Origin of the sequence: Ruegeria sp. PrR005 (genome assembly GCF_010500245.1) — a bacterium.
Taxonomy (GTDB): Bacteria; Pseudomonadota; Alphaproteobacteria; order Rhodobacterales; family Rhodobacteraceae; genus Ruegeria_B; species Ruegeria_B marisflavi.
The window spans coordinates 17,603-33,026 of the sequence record NZ_JAAGOX010000020.1; the positions used below are offsets into that span (position 1 = coordinate 17,603).

Sequence of the window (15,424 nt, forward strand, 5' to 3'; positions counted from 1 at the left end):
AGCTAACGATGCTCAGTATTGGCTGACCATGGAGGGGCAGATGTCGCGGACCAGGGATCTTATCGAACGGCGTGAATTGGCAGTGGCCAAAGGTGTTGCAACGCGTGGCATCTATGCGGCCCGCGCTGAAAACGCCGAATTGTGGGATGTCGACGGCAAGCGTTACCTCGACCTTGCTGCCGGAATTGCGGTTAACAATACCGGCCACCGCCACCCCAAATTGATGGCGGCCGTGGCAGCCCAGGCCGAAGCCTTTACCCACACCTGTTTCCATGTCGCCCCCTACGAGGGCTATGTGCGGCTGGCCGAACGGCTGAACGCGGCCACGCCGGGGGATTTCGCCAAAAAGACCATGCTGGTTACGACCGGGGCAGAAGCAGTTGAAAACGCGGTCAAGATGGCGCGGGCCTTTACCGGGCGTTCGGGTGTCATCGCCTTTTCGGGGGCGTTTCATGGCCGCACGCTGATGGGGATGGCGCTGTGCGGCAAGGTCCAGCCCTACAAGCGCGCCTTTGGCGCGATGCCGCCCGAGGTCTATCACGCGACCTTCCCAAATGCCTATCACGGGGTCACGCCCGAGATGAGCCTAGCGCAGCTCGACCAACTGTTCCGCTCGACCATCGACCCGGAGCGGGTGGCGGCGATCATCATCGAGCCGGTGCAGGGCGAGGGCGGGTTCAACATCGCGCCGCCAGAATTCCTGCGCGGGCTGCGGGCGGTCTGCGATACGCATGGCATCGTGCTGATCGCGGACGAGGTGCAGGCGGGCATGGCGCGAACGGGCAAGCTTTTTGCCATGGAACATGCGGGGGTGGCGGCCGACCTGGTGACGATGGCCAAGGGGCTGGCCGGGGGCTTTCCGCTGTCGGCGGTAACGGGCCAGGCCGAGATTGTCGACGCGGCGCCGATGGGCGGCATTGGCGGCACCTATGCCGGGAACCCGCTGGCCGTTGCCGCCGCCAATGCGGTGCTTGATGTCATCGCCGACGAAAATCTGTGCACCCGGGCCGAGCAGGTGGGCGATGTGTTGCGACACCGGCTCACGGCGATGGCCGCGCGTCAGGGAATGGAAGTGATTGGCGACGTGCGCGGTGTGGGCGCAATGGTGGCGTTCGAACTGGTCACCGACCGGGCCACCCGCGCACCCGACGCGGCATTGACCCAAGCCATCGTGGCTGAGGCCGAGGCGCTCGGGCTGATCATTCTGCCCTGTGGCACCCATGGAAACGTGGTGCGGCTGTTGCCGCCGCTAACCATCCCGATAGCACAGGTGGACGAGGCGCTCGACATTCTCGAAGCCGCACTTGAGGCGGCTATCGGCAAGGCGGCGCGGGCGGCCTGAGCTAACACCCCAACGGGAGGAACTGCGATGAAAATGAACCTCGTTGCCGGGGAATGGATCGGCGCGTCCGACGCTTCGGAAAACCGCAACCCGGCGGACCGGTCCGACCTGATCGGGCATTACGCCCAGGGCTCAGCCGAGACGGTGCAGGCGGCGGTTGAGGCCGCGCAAGGCGCGCTGGCAGGATGGGCGGCCAGCACGCCGCAACGCCGGGCCGATCTGTTGGAAACCGTGGCCCAGACCATTCTGGCCCGCGCGGACGAGATCGGTCATCTGCTGGCGCGCGAGGAAGGCAAGACGTTGGCCGAAGCCCGGGGCGAGGCGGTACGGGCCGGGCAGATCTTTCGTTTCTTCGCGGGCGAGGCGCTCAGAATTTGTGGCGATGCGTTGGCCTCGGTCCGTCCTGGCGTGGGCATCGAGGTGACGCGCGAGCCGGTGGGCGTGGTTGGGATCATCACACCGTGGAACTTCCCCATCGCAATACCGGCTTGGAAAATCGCTCCCGCGCTGGCCTATGGCAACACGGTGGTGTTCAAGCCCGCCGACCTGACACCGGGCTGTGCGCATCTGCTCGCCGAAATACTTTACCAGGCGGGCGTTCCTGCCGGTGTGTTCAACCTGGTCATGGGGCGCGGTGCGGTGGTGGGTGATGCCATTGTAAAGCATCCCGGCGTCGACGCGATTTCCTTTACCGGTTCGGTGCCGGTGGGCCGGGCGCTGGCGGTCGAGGCCGCGCGGGGCCTGAAAAAGCTGCAACTCGAAATGGGCGGCAAGAACCCGATGGTGGTTCTGAACGACGCCGATCTCGATATCGCGGTCGAGGCTTGTCTGAACGGCGCGTTCTATTCAACCGGGCAGCGCTGCACCGCTTCGTCGCGGCTGATCGTCGAGGCGGGGATACACGATGCCTTTGTCGAACGTCTGGTGGCGGGCGCGCAGGCGCTGCGCGTGGGCGACCCGCTGGACAGCGCGACCCAGATCGGGCCGGTGGTGTCTGACGCTCAATTGCAGGGCAATCTCGCCTATGTCGACCTGGCGCGGGACGAGGGGTGCGAGGTGATTGGCGGCGAGCGTCTGAACGGAGACACCGAAGGGTATTTCCAGCGGCCCGCAGTTTTCCTGTGCGCCTCGAACAGCATGCGGTCGAGCCGGGAAGAGATTTTCGGGCCCTGCGCCAGCGTGATCAAGGCGGCCGATTATGACGAGGCGCTGACGCTGGCCAACGATACCGAATTCGGCCTCAGCGCAGGGATCTGCACGGGCAGCCTGAAACACGCGCGCGCGTTCCGGCAGCGGGTAAAAGCGGGCATGGTGATGGTCAACCTGCCCACCGCCGGGGTGGATTACCATGTGCCCTTCGGCGGGCGAAAGGGGTCGTCCTATGGCCAACGGGAACAGGGGCGCTATGCCGCCGAGTTCTATACCACGGTCAAGACCGCCTATGAGTTCGCGGGATGAGCGGGGTGGAGGCCATTCTGGCGATCAACCCAGGCACCACGACGACGCGCTGCGCGCTCTACCTGTCGCGCGGCGGCACGGTGGAGCCGCTGGCGGAAAAAACCTTTGAGCATGACGAAACAGAGATGGCGCAGTTTTCGAACATCGCGGCCCAGCTCGACTTTCGTGCGGCCCAGGTGGCGGCGTTTCTGGACTGGCATCCGGATGTGCTGTTGGTGGCCTGCGCCGGGCGGGGCGGCATGCTGACACCGGTTCCGGCCGGGGTGATCGAGGTTTCCGACGCGTTGGTCGATTTCGTGCTGCATCGGCCGGTTTATCAGCACGCCAGCAATCTGGGCGCGCCGCTGGCGCATCGTATTGCCAGCGCGCAAGGCGCGCGCGCTTTCATTGTCGATCCGGTCAGCGTGGACGAACTGGCGCCCGTGGCGCGTGTTTCGGGTTTTGCCGAGATTCCGCGATTTTCCTTTGTTCATGCGTTGAACATCCGCGCCTGCGGTCGGCGGCTGGCAAGCGATCTGGGCAAACCGTTTGACGAATTGCGGGCGGTGGTGGCGCATCTGGGCGCCGGGTTTTCCATCGCGGCGCTGCTGGACGGGCGCCTGGTCGACAGCTCGAACCGGATGGAATCCTCGCCTTTCACGCCGGAACGGGCGGGCGGGTTGCCGCCGCTGCCGCTGATCGAGCTGTGTTACTCCGGGCGCTACACGCGCGAGGAATTGCTCAAGAAACTGTACGGGCAGGGTGGGGTCTACGGGTTGCTCGGCACCAAGGATATCCGGCGCGTCGAGGCGATGATCGCGGCAGGCGACCAGAAAGCAGCGCTGGTGTTCGAGGCGATGCTCTATCAGGTGGCCAAGACGGTGGGCGCTATGGCGTCGGTGGCGGATTTCGATCTCGACGGGATCGTCCTGACCGGCGGACTGGCCAACAGCGACCAAGTGCGCGGATATCTCGAAGGCAAGCTGGCACGGCTGGCGCCCCTCTTCACCTATCCGGGCAGCGACGAGTGTCGGGCGCTGGCCGAAGGTGCCGCGCGGGTACTGTGCGGGACCGAGCAGGCGATGCGCTGGCCGCTTGCCGCGCAAGCGGCATGACAGCGGTACGGTCATTCGCGGCGCTGCGCGGGCTTGCCCGCGCCGCTGCCCCGCTGCGGCCCGTGGTGGCGGGCGGTGAAGCGACAGAGGTGATGACGGCGTTGGCGGCCATGCTGGAGAGCGGCTTGATCGACGGCGCGGTGGTGAGCGGCGATCCTGAGGCGATGGCGCCATTGATGGCACCGGAGCTGCAAGGTGCCGTCGAGGTTGTACCGGCTTTCGGCGTGCAGGACTGCGCCCGTGCGGCGGTGGCGGCCATTCGCGCGGGGCGCGGCGATGTGCTGATGAAAGGCCACGTTGACAGCGGCAGCTACCTGCGCGCGGTGGTCGACCGCGCCGACGGGCTGCGCGATGGCGATGTGCTGTCCAACGTGACGGTGGCGGAAATGCCCTCGCTTGGGCGGCTTATCGCGGCGACGGATAACGGTATCGTGCCGATGCCGACGCTGGATCAAAAGCGTCAGATCGTGTGTAACACCTTGCCGCTTTTTGCCGGGCTGGGGGTGCGCCCCGTGAAGGTGGCCGCCGTTTGCGCGACCGAAAAGGCCAGCGATGCGATCCCGGCGACACGCGACGCCGAAGCGCTGGCGCGCGCGGGGCTGCCAGGGTTCGAAATCGGCGGACCGATGGGCTATGACGTGGCCGTGTCGCCCGAGGCGGCGCAGATCAAGGGCTTGCAGGACATGCCAGCGGCCGGGGCGGCGGATCTGCTGCTGTTTCCCACAATCGATGCGGCCAATGCGGTAGCCAAGGCGTGGAAGTTTCACGGCCAGGCAAAGACCGGCTCTATCGTGCTGGGGGCACGGGTTCCGGTGCTGCTGAACTCACGCTCGGATTCGGCAGCGCGGCGGGTGAACGCGCTGTTGCTGGCGGGCGCGGTTCTGCGCGGGCGTGCTCTCGCGGAATCAGGCGGGGCGAAGCACCGCACCGCGCTGGAACTCTGACGGTGTCATCCCGAACTTGACCTTGAACAGCCGCGAAAACTGCGCCTGGTCGGCAAAGCCGAAACGATAGGCCACCTCGGAAATGGGCAGATCGCGAGAGGCCTGAAGGCGGTCGCGCGCCGCCACCAGCCGCTGATCGCGGATCTGTTGGCTGACCGTGCCGTTCACATCCTTGAACAGGTCGTGCAGGTAGCGTTTTGAGATGCCACAGGCATCGGCAATCAGATCGGGGGAAAGATCTGGGTCCTTCAGGTTGGCGCGGATGTATTTCTCGACCCGTGACAGATGCGCGGCGCGGACCGAGGAATAGCCGCTTTCGCTGGCGTTCGAGGCATCGTTGAGCGCCAGGCCCAGAAGTTCAAGCAACTGCCGGCCGATGGTTTCGCGGGCCGTGGGGGTCAGATCGTCGATCTGGCTCTGCGCGTGGCTGACCATGGTGGCAAAAAGCCCCGCCGTGCCGGTTGTGGCGTCGATCACCCGGGCGCAAAAACGATCGGGCTGGCGCACCCGCTCCGCCAGCGCCCGTCGGCTGACCTTGAGAACGTAGAGATCGTTGGGACGCTCGTAGAGAAAGCGATAGGGTTCATCGCCGCGCTCGATGATAAATCCACCGGGATCGCAGCGCACGTCTTGGCCCATCTGACGAAACTCGACCGATGTGACGCGGGGCAGGGTGACAAGATACTCTTCTTCCTGCGCGCTGCGGATATGCGAGCGGCGGCGTTCGTAGTTCACCGGATCCGAGGTGAGCCGCGACATGCCGACATGGCCAAGCTCGGCCCGGGCCAGTTCGCCGTTGAAATGGACCGGATCGCGGAATTGCAGCTCGAGCGGAAAGTAGGCTTCGGACACCACCGCATTCCATTTGCTGGAACGATGCTGCGGTTCTATCGCGCCAGTCGAAAAGCGGAATGCGGCTGCCATCGAATAGTCCTCCCTCCGTGAACTTTACGTGACGGAACGCCCAAAACCAAAGAAAAACAGGCGTTCTGCGCTCTGCGTCAACTCATCCTGCGCTGGTTGACAAATTATCCTGCGCCATCTGCCAAAGCTTTGTGCACGGATCGTCAAGACCGGAATCGTTTTCCCGGGAACCCTGTCTGCCAGATCGAAGTGCAGGGGAATGCGCCGGATCGGGGGAACAATCGGAAACCCGACAGGCGCGTCTTCTGCACCCAAGCAGAGGACCGGAAACAATGGCAGAACGACAAGTCGACCCAATCACGCTTTCAGTGGTGAGAGGTGTTCTTGAGACCACCCAGCGCGAGATGACGATGGCATTGGAGAAGACCGCGCGCAGTTCAGTCTTCAACCTGGCGCATGATTATTCCACCGCCTTGTTCAACCATACGCCGGAGATGATCCTGCAAGGGCAAGATATTCCGATCCATCTGGGATCACTCATCCCCGCAATGAAGGCGGTCAACAAGTTCTTCGATGGTGACATCAACGAGGGCGACCTGATCCTGCATAACGACCCCGATTATGCCGGGTCGCACATCATCGACACCTGCATGTATTACCCGGTGTTCTACAAGGGCGAGCTGGTGTTCTGGACCGTGTGCAAGGGCCACCTGACCGATATCGGCGGGCCGGTTCCGGCAGGCTACAACCCCGAGGCCAAGGAGATCTTTGCCGAAGGGCTGCGTATTCCGCCGGTCAAGATCTGGGACAAGGGTGTTCCGCGCAACGACGTGCTGAACCTGCTCTTGACCAACATGCGGGCGCGGCGCGACCAGGAGGGTGATTTCAACGCCCTGATCGGTGCCTGCCAGGTGGGTGCGCGCAACCTGATCGCGCTGATGGACAAATACGGCAAGGACGTGGTGCAGGATTGCATCGAGGAATTGTTGGCAATGGCCAACCGGCACATGTCCGGGCTGATCGCCAAGGTCCCGGACGGGACCTACAGCGGCACCGCGGTGCTCGAGGATGCAGGCCACGGATTTGGCGATTTCGACATCACCGCGACGGTCACGATCAAAGGCGAAACCTGTCATATCGAGATCGCCAGCCCACCGCAGATCCCCTATTTCATCAACTCTTACGAGGGCAATTCGTATTCCGGCGTCTATCTGGGCCTGATGATGTTCGCCCAGTTGCCGCCGCCCTATAACGAGGGGCTCTATCGCAATGTGACGGTCGACATGGGGCCCAAGGGCACGCTCTGCAACGCCAAGCCGCCCGCACCGCACATGAACTGCACCACCACCCCGATGGAGACGCTGACCGATGCGGTGCGGCTGGCCTTTGAACAGGCGGCGCCCGAAAAGGTTTCGGCCTCGTGGGGTCATGCCAACGGCTGCAACATCGCGGGCTGGGATACCCGGCACGACGAGGAATACGTGACCATGGTGCTGGCCTCGATCATCTCCGGCGCGGGGGCCACGGCCAGCCAGGACGGCTGGCATGCCTGCGGGCCGGAATGCTGTTTCGGCGCGCTGACCAGCGGCGATATCGAGATGCTGGAACACTCCTATCCGATCATCATCCACGAATACGGGCTGATGACCGACAGCGGTGGCGCGGGCAAGTTCCGGGGCGGCTCGGGCACCCGCTGGGAGGTCGAACCGCTGGACCGTGACATGACGCTGATCACCTTTGGCGAGGGCCGCCGCATTCCGGCGATGGGCGCTGCCGGGGCGAAATCTGCCATGGTCGAGAAAAAGGTCGGGCGGCTCGAAGTCACCCGCGACGGGGAAACCCGGATCATCACCGACAACGTGATCGAAACCATCAGGCCCGGCGAACGCGCGGCCAACATCAATCCGGGCGGTGGCGGCTATGGCAACCCGTTTGAACGTGAGGTGCAAAAGGTGGTTGCCGATATCCGCAACGGGCTGGTGTCGATCGAGGGCGCCCGGCTGGATTATGGCGTGGTGATTGCAGACCCCGAAACGCTGACCGTGGACGAGGCCGCCACGGCCAAGGCCCGCGCGGCGGCCTGAAGTCTCTGACATAAAAGGATTATTCTCATGCGTAGCAAATATCGTTTGGGCATCGACGCCGGCGGCACATTCACCGATTTCATTCTGGCAAGCGCCGGGGGCGAGGTGCAGATCTTCAAGGTGCTGTCCACACCGACTGAACCCACCAAAGCCATCCGGAACGGGCTGGCTCTGATCACCGAGGAAGCCGGGCTGAGCGCGGAAGAGATCGTCTCGAACTCGGATCTCTGCATCAATGGCACCACCGTCGGCCTCAACGCGCTGATCACCCATAACGGCGCCAAGACCGGGCTGATCGCCACGCACGGCCACGAGGATTCGATTGAAATCCGGCTGGGCCACAAGGAAGACGGTTATCGCTACGATCCCGAGTACCCGCCCGCGACGATGCTGGTGCCGCGCCATCTGCGCAAGGGTGTCAGCGAGAGGGTGATCTCGGACGGTTCGGTGCGCACCCCGCTGAACGAAGAGGATGTGCGCGACGCCTGCCGGTACTTCATTGCCGAAGGTGTGGAATCTGTGGCGATCAGCTTTGTCTGGTCGGTGCTGCATCCCGAACACGAAATGCGCGCGGCCCGGATCGTGCGCGAAATGATGCCGGATGTGCGTCTGACCGTCGGCAGCCAGCTTTACCCGCAGGTGCGCGAATACACCCGCACCTCGACCGCCATCGTGAACGCCTATCTGGCCCCGATCCTGCAACGTTATGTCGAGGCGATCGACGCCTATTTCCGCGAACTCGGCTCGAAACACCCGGTCCGCTACTTCCAGTCCAACGGTGGGCTGGCTTTGGGCAAGGTGGTGACGGATCAGTCGGTCTATGCCATCAATTCTGGTCCGGCCTCTGCTCCGCAGGCGGCGCTTGACGTCGGTGCGCCCTGGGATGAGCAGAACATCATCACCTGCGACATGGGCGGGACCTCGTTCGACATCACCCTGACCAAGGATGGCAAGGCCAACGTCAACAAGAACATCGACTTCCTGCGCTATCGCATCGGCATCCCGATGATCCAGGTGGAAACCCTGGGCGCCGGGGGCGGCTCCATCGGCTGGATCGACGAGATGGGGCTGATGCAGATGGGGCCGCAATCGGCGGGGTCCGAGCCCGGACCTGCCTGCTATGGCCAGGGCGGCGAACGGCCGACCACGACCGATGCCAACCTCGTGCTGGGCTATCTCAACGGCGACGGGCTTGTCGGCGGGCGGTTGCCACTCGACGCGGCCAAGGCGCGGGCGGCGATCAAGACCTATTTGGCCGATCCGCTGGGGATCAGCGTGGAACGCGCCGCCTATGGCATGTTCACCATCGTCAACAACAACATGGTGAACGCGATCCGTCGGGTTTCGGTGGAACGCGGCTATGATCCGCGCGACTTCGTGCTGATGGGCGCGGGCGGGGCGACGGGCGCGCATATCACCGCACTGGCGCGCGAGATGGGCATTTCCAAGGTGCTGATCTCCAAGCTCGCCTCGGGGCTTTGCGCCTATGGTCAGATCATTTCGGACGTGAAATACAACTACATGGCACCCGCGCCCCTGCGGTTGCAGGGGGCTGACGCGGCCCAGACGCTCGACGATTTGTTCAATGGGCTGGAGGCGCGCGGTCGCGACGATTTGGCGGGCGACGGGTTTGGTGAGGGCGATATCTCGATCCGGCGCACGCTCGATATGCGTTATGTCGGCCAGGTGCATGAATGCACGGTGGAGGTCGGTTCCTTCGCGGTCACCGAAACCTCGCTCGAGGACATCAAGGCGGCGTTCCACGCTCGCCACCGCGCGCTTTACACCTATGACGAGCCACATAACGCGGTCGAGGTGGTGAACGTCGAAAGCGCGATCACCGGCCATGTCGACAAGCCGAAACGGATGCATATCGCGGCGGGCAAAGGGGCAGCTTCGGCACTCAAGACCCACCGCGAGATGGTGTTCAGCGCCGATGGTGTGTCCCAGAACACACCCGTCTATGACGGCTCGGCGCTCGGCGCGGGTGATGTGCTGCACGGCCCGGCAGTGATCGAGGAAGTGACAACGACCATTGTTGTGGAGCCCGGCTGGACCGTGAACCTGCACGAAACCGGGACCTATGTCCTGACGGCGGATGCTTCGGCCACGCGCGCCGCAGTGGCCAAAGAACTGGCCGAGGCGTGAGTCATGGCGATGCGCGGCGATAACAGTTGCTCCCTGAGGGCAACCGGGGTGACGGTGGCGTTCGGCGGGTTCAAGGCTCTCACCGACGTGACGCTCACCGTCACCCCGGGCGCGGTTCATGGCCTGATCGGCCCGAACGGCGCGGGGAAGACGACTCTGGTAAACGTGCTTACTGGGTTCCAGGCACCAAGCACGGGGCGCATTCTGCTGGGTGGGCACGATGTCAGCGCCTTTCCCGCGCATCTGCTTCGCCGCGAGGGCGTGGCGCGGACATTCCAGGCCGGGCGGCTGTTCACCGGTCTCGACGTACTTGACAACCTCGCGGTGACGGGCGTGGGGCTGGGCCATTCGCGCCACGCCTCGGAAGTCGAGGCGATGCGGGTTCTGGACTGGATGGGCGTGGCCGATCTGGCCGAAAAACCCGCCGCCGGATTGCCCTATACCGACGAGCGGCGGGTGGGTATCGCCCGCGCGCTGATGTTCGCGCCATCCTTTCTGCTGCTCGATGAACCAGCGGCGGGCATGTCCGAGGCCGAGGCCGACGACCTTGCCGTGCTGATCGCCCGGGTCGCGGGTGAGTTGGGCACTGGGGTTCTGCTGATCGAACATAATGTCGGGCTGGTCCTTTCGGTCAGTGCGCATGTCTACGTGCTCGATGCCGGGCAAGTGATCGAAGAGGGCGACCGCAGCGCGATCACCGCCAGCCAGCGCGTCCGCGACGCCTATTTCGGCGCCGATCAGGAGGCCGCGTAATGTCCAAGCTGGGGGTGTTCGATGTCTCGGTGCGCTACGGCAAGGTGCCTGCGGTCAACGATCTGACGCTGCATGTCGAAGAGGGTGAGCGCGTCTTTGTCTCGGGGCCGAATGGGGCGGGCAAGTCCTCGCTGCTAAAGGCGATCAGCGGCGCGGTGGCGACAAGCCATGGCCGGATCGAGATGGATGGCGATCTGCTGACCGGGCTCCCGCCCGAGGCGATTGCCCGGCTCGGGCTGTCGATGGTGCCTGAGGGACGCGAGATCTTCGGCTCTCTCACGGTCGAGGAAAACCTGCGCGTGGGCACCGGTCTGCGCCGCGATGCAATCGCGGTGGAGGAGGATATAGCGGAGATCTACGACAGTTTTCCCATTCTTGGCGAGCGTCGGGGCGCGGCGGCGGGAGCGCTATCGGGCGGGCAGCAACAGATGCTGGCAATCGGCCGCGCGCTGATGACCAACCCCAAGCTGATCATGGTCGACGAACCCTCGCTGGGGCTGGCGCCAAAAATCGTGGATCAGGTCTATGACACGCTCTGCGCGTTGCAGGAGGAACGTGGACTGACCCTGCTTATCGTCGAGCAAAGCTCGTTGCGCGCGGCCCGGGTGGGCGGACGCATGGTGCTGATGCGCGGCGGGCGGATCGTGGGCGAGGGCAATGCCGCCGATATGGCCGACCGCGATGCCTTGGCGGCGGCCTATTTCGGCAAGCCCAGCCAGCAAACAGAGGCGACGACATGACCAACCTTGCCCAGCTTTTCTTCGATGCGGCCTCGCTTGGCGGGCTCTATGCCATGGCGGCACTGGGGATCGCGCTGATCTTTGGGGTGATGAACCTGGTGAATTTCGCGCATGGCGAATACATCGCTTTTTGCGTTTTTGCGCTGATCGTACCATCGACCGATGCCGTAGCGGTGATGTTTCTGGGCCGTGCGCCGGCGCTGGTTCTGATCCCGGTGGTTCTGGCTCTGGGCGGGCTGATCGCGGTGGCCAGCGAATATGCCGTGTTCCGGCATTTGCGGCGGGCCGATCCGGTGGCGATGATGATCGCTTCTTTCGCCCTGGGTTTCGTGATCCGCAACGCGCTGCTGGCGGCCTATGGCGGGCGGCCCAAGGCGATCAGCCTGTGGCCCGGGTTGAATACGCCTGTGAATATAGCCGGTGCCAGCGTCCCGCTGTTGCAGCTGATCGTGATCGTGACGACCCTGCTGGTCGTGACCGGGCTGGCGCTGTTGCTGAAAAAGACGCGGATCGGGCTGGAAATGCGTGCCGCGGCCGAGAATTTCACCATGGCGCGCCTGTTGGGCGTGCGGGCCAATCGGGTGATCACCGGGGCCTTTGCCCTGTCGGGAGCATTGGCTGCTGCCGTGGCGCTGATCATGGCGACGCAGACCGGCGTGGCCGATGTGAAGATGGGCGGCCAGATCATGCTGGTGGCCTTTATCGCCACGGTTCTGGGTGGCTTGGGCTCGCTCCCCGGTGCCGTGGCGGCCGGGTTCCTGGTCGGCATCGTGTCGGTTGTCTTGCAGGCCTGGCTGCCGCTCGACGCGCGGCCGTTCCGCGATGCGTTTCTCTACACACTGGTGATCATCTGCCTGCTGCTGCGGCCGCAGGGGCTGTTCGTTCCCGCATCTGCCAAGCCGAGGGTCTGACATGCAATCGCTACACACAAGCAATCGTATCGCGGCTTATTCGACGCCGGTCGTCCTGGCGGTTCTCCTTCTGGGCTTTGTCGTGCTGGTGGCACTCTTCGGCGATAAGGCGCTGGCGCGCACCATGGCCGAAACCCTGGTGCGGGTGGTGCTGGTGGTCTCGCTCTGGATCTTTGTCGGCAATTCCGGCGTGATCAGCTTTGGCCATGCCGGATACATGGCGATCGGCGCCTATTGCTCGGCCTGGCTGACGCTGAAACCGCAATCCAAGGCGCTGTTCCTGCCCGATCTGCCCGGCTGGCTGATGCAGGCTCAGTGGCCCGTCTTTCCGGCCGCCATCGCGGGCGGTCTGCTGGCGGCCTTCATCGCACTCTTGTCAGGGGCGGCGATCTTGCGGCTTTCGGGCATCGCCGCCTCGATTGCCACATTCGCCTTTCTGGCCATCGTCAACACCGTCTATTCCAATTGGGAGGGCGTGACGGGCGCGACCAGTTCGGTCGTGGGCCTGCCGCGATATGTGAATCAGTGGGTGGCGCTGGGTTGGGCGATCGCGGCGATTTTTGCGGCCAATCTCTATGCCAATTCGGCCTCGGGGCTGGCGCTGAGAGCCACGCGCGAGGATGAGGTCGCGGCGCGCGCCAGCGGCATCGACATGTATCGCCACCGGCTGCTGTCGCTGGTGGTCTCGGGGTTCTTTACCGGCGTGTCGGGCGCGCTGTTGGGCCATTCCATCGGGGTGCTGAACCCCGACAGCTTCTATCTGGGGATCACATTCATTTCGCTTGCCATGCTGGTTGTGGGCGGCATCGGCAGCCTGTCGGGCGCGGTCATGGGGGTCTTGCTGCTGTCCCTCCTGATCGAATTGCTGGTGCGGGCTGAACAGGGCGTGGCCATCGGTACAACGCATTTCGCGCTTCCATCGGGCAGCCAGGAGATCCTGATCGGGATGGCGATGATCCTAGTGCTGATCCTGCGGCCCAACGGGGTGACCGCCGGCAAGGAATTCAAACTGAGGCCGCAATGGCTTCGCCAATTGCGCTTGGACGGCGCGAAATCAACCAACTGAGGAGAAGACCTGTGAAACGACTTGCACTTGCGTCGGCTTTTGCCGCGCTGGCGTGGCCTGCCATGGCCGAGGATATCACCATCGGTTTCGCGATTGCGAAATCCGGCTGGATGGAGGCATACGATACCCCCGCCGCGACGGCCGCCAAGATCCGCATCGACGAAATCAACGCGGATGGAGGGTTGCTGGGCCGGCAGATTAAATGGGTCGAGGCCGACACCAAAACCGACCGCCAGCAATCGGCCAGGGCCGGGCTTCAGGTGATCGACGAAGGCGCCGATATGATGATCGTCAGCTGCGACTACGATTTCGGCGCACCCGCGGCGCTGTCGGCCGAAGCCGAAGGGATGGTTTCCTTCTTCCTGTGTGCCGAGGATGTGAAGGCCGGCATTCAGGGCGTCGGCCCGCATGCCTTCTCGGGTTCGGTGCTGGCGGCGGTGCAGGGCGCGACCATGGCCGAGTGGAGCCATGCCAAGCGCGGCGCCAAGACGGGCTATGTGCTGCTCGACACCACCATCGAATACAACAAGGGGATTTGCAGCGGCTTTGACTGGATGTTCCCGCAGATCGACGGCACCCAGATCGTCGGCCGCGATACGTTCAAGAATGACGACGCCTCGATCGCCAGCCAGATCACCCGTATCAAGGCGCTGCCGCAAGAACCCGACGTGATCATGCTCTGCTCCTACATCCCTGGTGCGGCCTCGGCGGTGCGCCAGATCCGTGCCGCCGGGATCAATTCGTTGATCCTCAATGGGTCTGCGGTGGACGGCTCTTATTGGCTGGACGCCACACCCGATCTGTCGGGCTTTGTCGTGCCGGTGCAGGGGTCGATCTATGGCGACGATCCGCGCGTGGAGGTCGAGGCATTCAACCAGTCCTATGAAAAGGCCACGGGTGCCCGCCCGGCAAGCTCCTATGCCTATCCGGGTTATGTGCTGCTCGATCTCTGGGCCAAGGCCGTGGAACGCGCAGGCACGCTCGATGGTGCGGCGGTGACGGCGGAACTGGAAAAGATGCAGGACGAGCCCACCGCGTTCGGCCCGCGCAGCTTCACGGCTGACCTGCATCACCAGAACGTTGCCGAGATGCAGATTGTCGAGATCACGAACGGCAAACCTGCCGTTGCCGATAGCTGGACCATCAGCCAGCCTGTGCCGCTTGATGTGCTGTTGAAGTGACCTGAAGCCGGTGTTTCAGCAGAGATTAAGTGCCCCCGCGAATGCGGGGGTACATCTGTTCCAACCTGCTGGCGGCTGTATTATTCATGTGGCCTGAGGTGACGATTTCAAAGCCATTCACGGATCGCGTTTGCCATGGTGACGCGTTTTCTTGCGATGACGGCGATCTTGCGCTTGCGCAGTTTTCCAGCAGTAGGTGGTGTTCCAGTCACTTTCGCCTTGCGCGTCGGTGATGCTGGTCTGCTCATGCAGACCAGCGACTGCGTTGGCTTGACGAAAAGAACCCTTCAGGTGCTTTGAACCGCGGAGCGATTTTCGTCCACCCCGACGCTTTGCCTTTGCCGCAAAACGGCGCCTTCGTCACGGGCGCGGTGAAAGCAATGCTGCTCAAACCTTCAGGGTTTCCGTCGAAGCGAAGAACATCGCCTGACTGACCGCCGAACGAACCTGATCTTCGGTATAGGGTTTCGAGATCAGAAAGGCCGGTTCGGGACCGCTGCCTGTCAACAGTCTCTCGGGAAACGCCGTGATGAAGATGACCGGTCGATCACCGAATTCGCGCAGAATGTCGTTGACGGCGTCGATGCCGCTGGAGTTGTCGGCCAGCTGGATATCCGACAGGATCAGATCGGCCTCGTTCTTGGCCGCCAGTTCAAGGGCACCTTTTTTGGTCCGGGCAACACCTGTAATCTCGTGCCCCATCTCTGCAACAATATTTTCCAGATCCATGGCGATCACCGCTTCGTCCTCGATGATCATCACTGAAATGCCCCATCTGAATTGGTCCACCGTTATGTATAGGGAACGGAGGACAGAGAATGGCAAACAAGCGGCACAAG

13 protein-coding genes and 1 pseudogene are annotated in these 15,424 nt (G+C 63.6%); 11 read left to right on the top strand and 3 right to left on the bottom strand.

The genetic code is table 11. The annotated features are described in order from the left end of the window. Positions 1–40: 40 nt before the first annotated feature. Genes gabT through G0P99_RS12305 form a run of 4 tightly spaced genes read left to right on the top strand, consistent with a single transcriptional unit; the run spans position 41 to position 4,838 of the window. Positions 41–1,342, top strand: a complete 1,302-nt coding sequence (gabT, locus tag G0P99_RS12290) for a 4-aminobutyrate--2-oxoglutarate transaminase (protein WP_164130188.1) — start codon at positions 41–43, stop codon at positions 1,340–1,342. 27 nt (positions 1,343–1,369) lie between these two features. Further along, complete coding sequence (locus G0P99_RS12295) at positions 1,370–2,800, top strand: aldehyde dehydrogenase family protein (RefSeq protein ID WP_164130190.1); 1,431 nt, start codon at positions 1,370–1,372, stop codon at positions 2,798–2,800. Beyond that, positions 2,797–3,894: a butyrate kinase gene (gene buk / locus G0P99_RS12300; RefSeq protein WP_164130191.1), complete on the top strand. Its 1,098-nt coding sequence runs from the start codon at positions 2,797–2,799 to the stop codon at positions 3,892–3,894. Before G0P99_RS12295 ends, buk begins: the two co-directional genes overlap by 4 nt. Continuing rightward, a complete protein-coding gene (locus tag G0P99_RS12305; RefSeq protein ID WP_164130194.1) occupies positions 3,891–4,838 on the top strand; it encodes a phosphate acyltransferase in 948 nt (315 codons plus the stop codon). Before buk ends, G0P99_RS12305 begins: the two co-directional genes overlap by 4 nt. Here G0P99_RS12305 and G0P99_RS12310 read toward each other — a convergent pair. Beyond that, complete coding sequence (locus G0P99_RS12310; protein WP_164130196.1) at positions 4,800–5,762, bottom strand: helix-turn-helix domain-containing protein; 963 nt, start codon at positions 5,760–5,762, stop codon at positions 4,800–4,802. The two genes, G0P99_RS12305 and G0P99_RS12310, sit on opposite strands and share 39 nt — an antisense overlap. Before the next feature lie 272 nt (positions 5,763–6,034). Here G0P99_RS12310 and G0P99_RS12315 point away from each other — a divergent pair, with 272 nt between their 5' ends. Genes G0P99_RS12315 through G0P99_RS12345 form a run of 7 tightly spaced genes read left to right on the top strand, consistent with a single transcriptional unit; the run spans position 6,035 to position 14,585 of the window. Further along, positions 6,035–7,786 carry a hydantoinase B/oxoprolinase family protein gene (locus tag G0P99_RS12315; RefSeq protein ID WP_164130198.1) on the top strand — a complete coding sequence of 584 codons (1,752 nt, stop codon included), beginning with the start codon at positions 6,035–6,037 and terminating at the stop codon, positions 7,784–7,786. Between the two features lie 27 nt (positions 7,787–7,813). After that, positions 7,814–9,934, top strand: a complete 2,121-nt coding sequence (locus G0P99_RS12320; protein ID WP_164130200.1) for a hydantoinase/oxoprolinase family protein — start codon at positions 7,814–7,816, stop codon at positions 9,932–9,934. 3 nt (positions 9,935–9,937) lie between these two features. Then, on the top strand, positions 9,938–10,687 hold the full coding sequence (locus G0P99_RS12325; protein WP_239059799.1) for an ABC transporter ATP-binding protein: 750 nt from the start codon (positions 9,938–9,940) through the stop codon (positions 10,685–10,687). Further along, positions 10,687–11,427 carry an ABC transporter ATP-binding protein gene (locus G0P99_RS12330; protein ID WP_164130202.1) on the top strand — a complete coding sequence of 247 codons (741 nt, stop codon included), beginning with the start codon at positions 10,687–10,689 and terminating at the stop codon, positions 11,425–11,427. Before G0P99_RS12325 ends, G0P99_RS12330 begins: the two co-directional genes overlap by 1 nt. After that, on the top strand, positions 11,424–12,338 hold the full coding sequence (locus G0P99_RS12335) for a branched-chain amino acid ABC transporter permease (RefSeq protein ID WP_164130204.1): 915 nt from the start codon (positions 11,424–11,426) through the stop codon (positions 12,336–12,338). The genes G0P99_RS12330 and G0P99_RS12335 overlap by 4 nt, the downstream gene beginning before the upstream one ends. A gap of 1 nt (position 12,339) precedes the next feature. Beyond that, a complete protein-coding gene (locus G0P99_RS12340; protein WP_164130206.1) occupies positions 12,340–13,404 on the top strand; it encodes a branched-chain amino acid ABC transporter permease in 1,065 nt (354 codons plus the stop codon). An 11-nt stretch (positions 13,405–13,415) separates the two neighbouring features. After that, on the top strand, positions 13,416–14,585 hold the full coding sequence (locus G0P99_RS12345) for an ABC transporter substrate-binding protein (RefSeq protein ID WP_164130208.1): 1,170 nt from the start codon (positions 13,416–13,418) through the stop codon (positions 14,583–14,585). A gap of 107 nt (positions 14,586–14,692) precedes the next feature. Here G0P99_RS12345 and G0P99_RS12350 read toward each other — a convergent pair whose 3' ends face one another. Both G0P99_RS12350 and G0P99_RS12355 read right to left on the bottom strand, forming a co-directional pair. Further along, positions 14,693–14,833 (bottom strand): hypothetical protein, encoded by a 141-nt coding sequence (locus G0P99_RS12350; protein WP_164130210.1) that lies wholly within the window; start codon positions 14,831–14,833, stop codon positions 14,693–14,695. Positions 14,834–14,972: 139 nt separating this feature from the next. Beyond that, a pseudogene (locus G0P99_RS12355) lies at positions 14,973–15,347 on the bottom strand (response regulator); the annotation flags it as partial. Positions 15,348–15,424 lie beyond the last annotated feature (77 nt).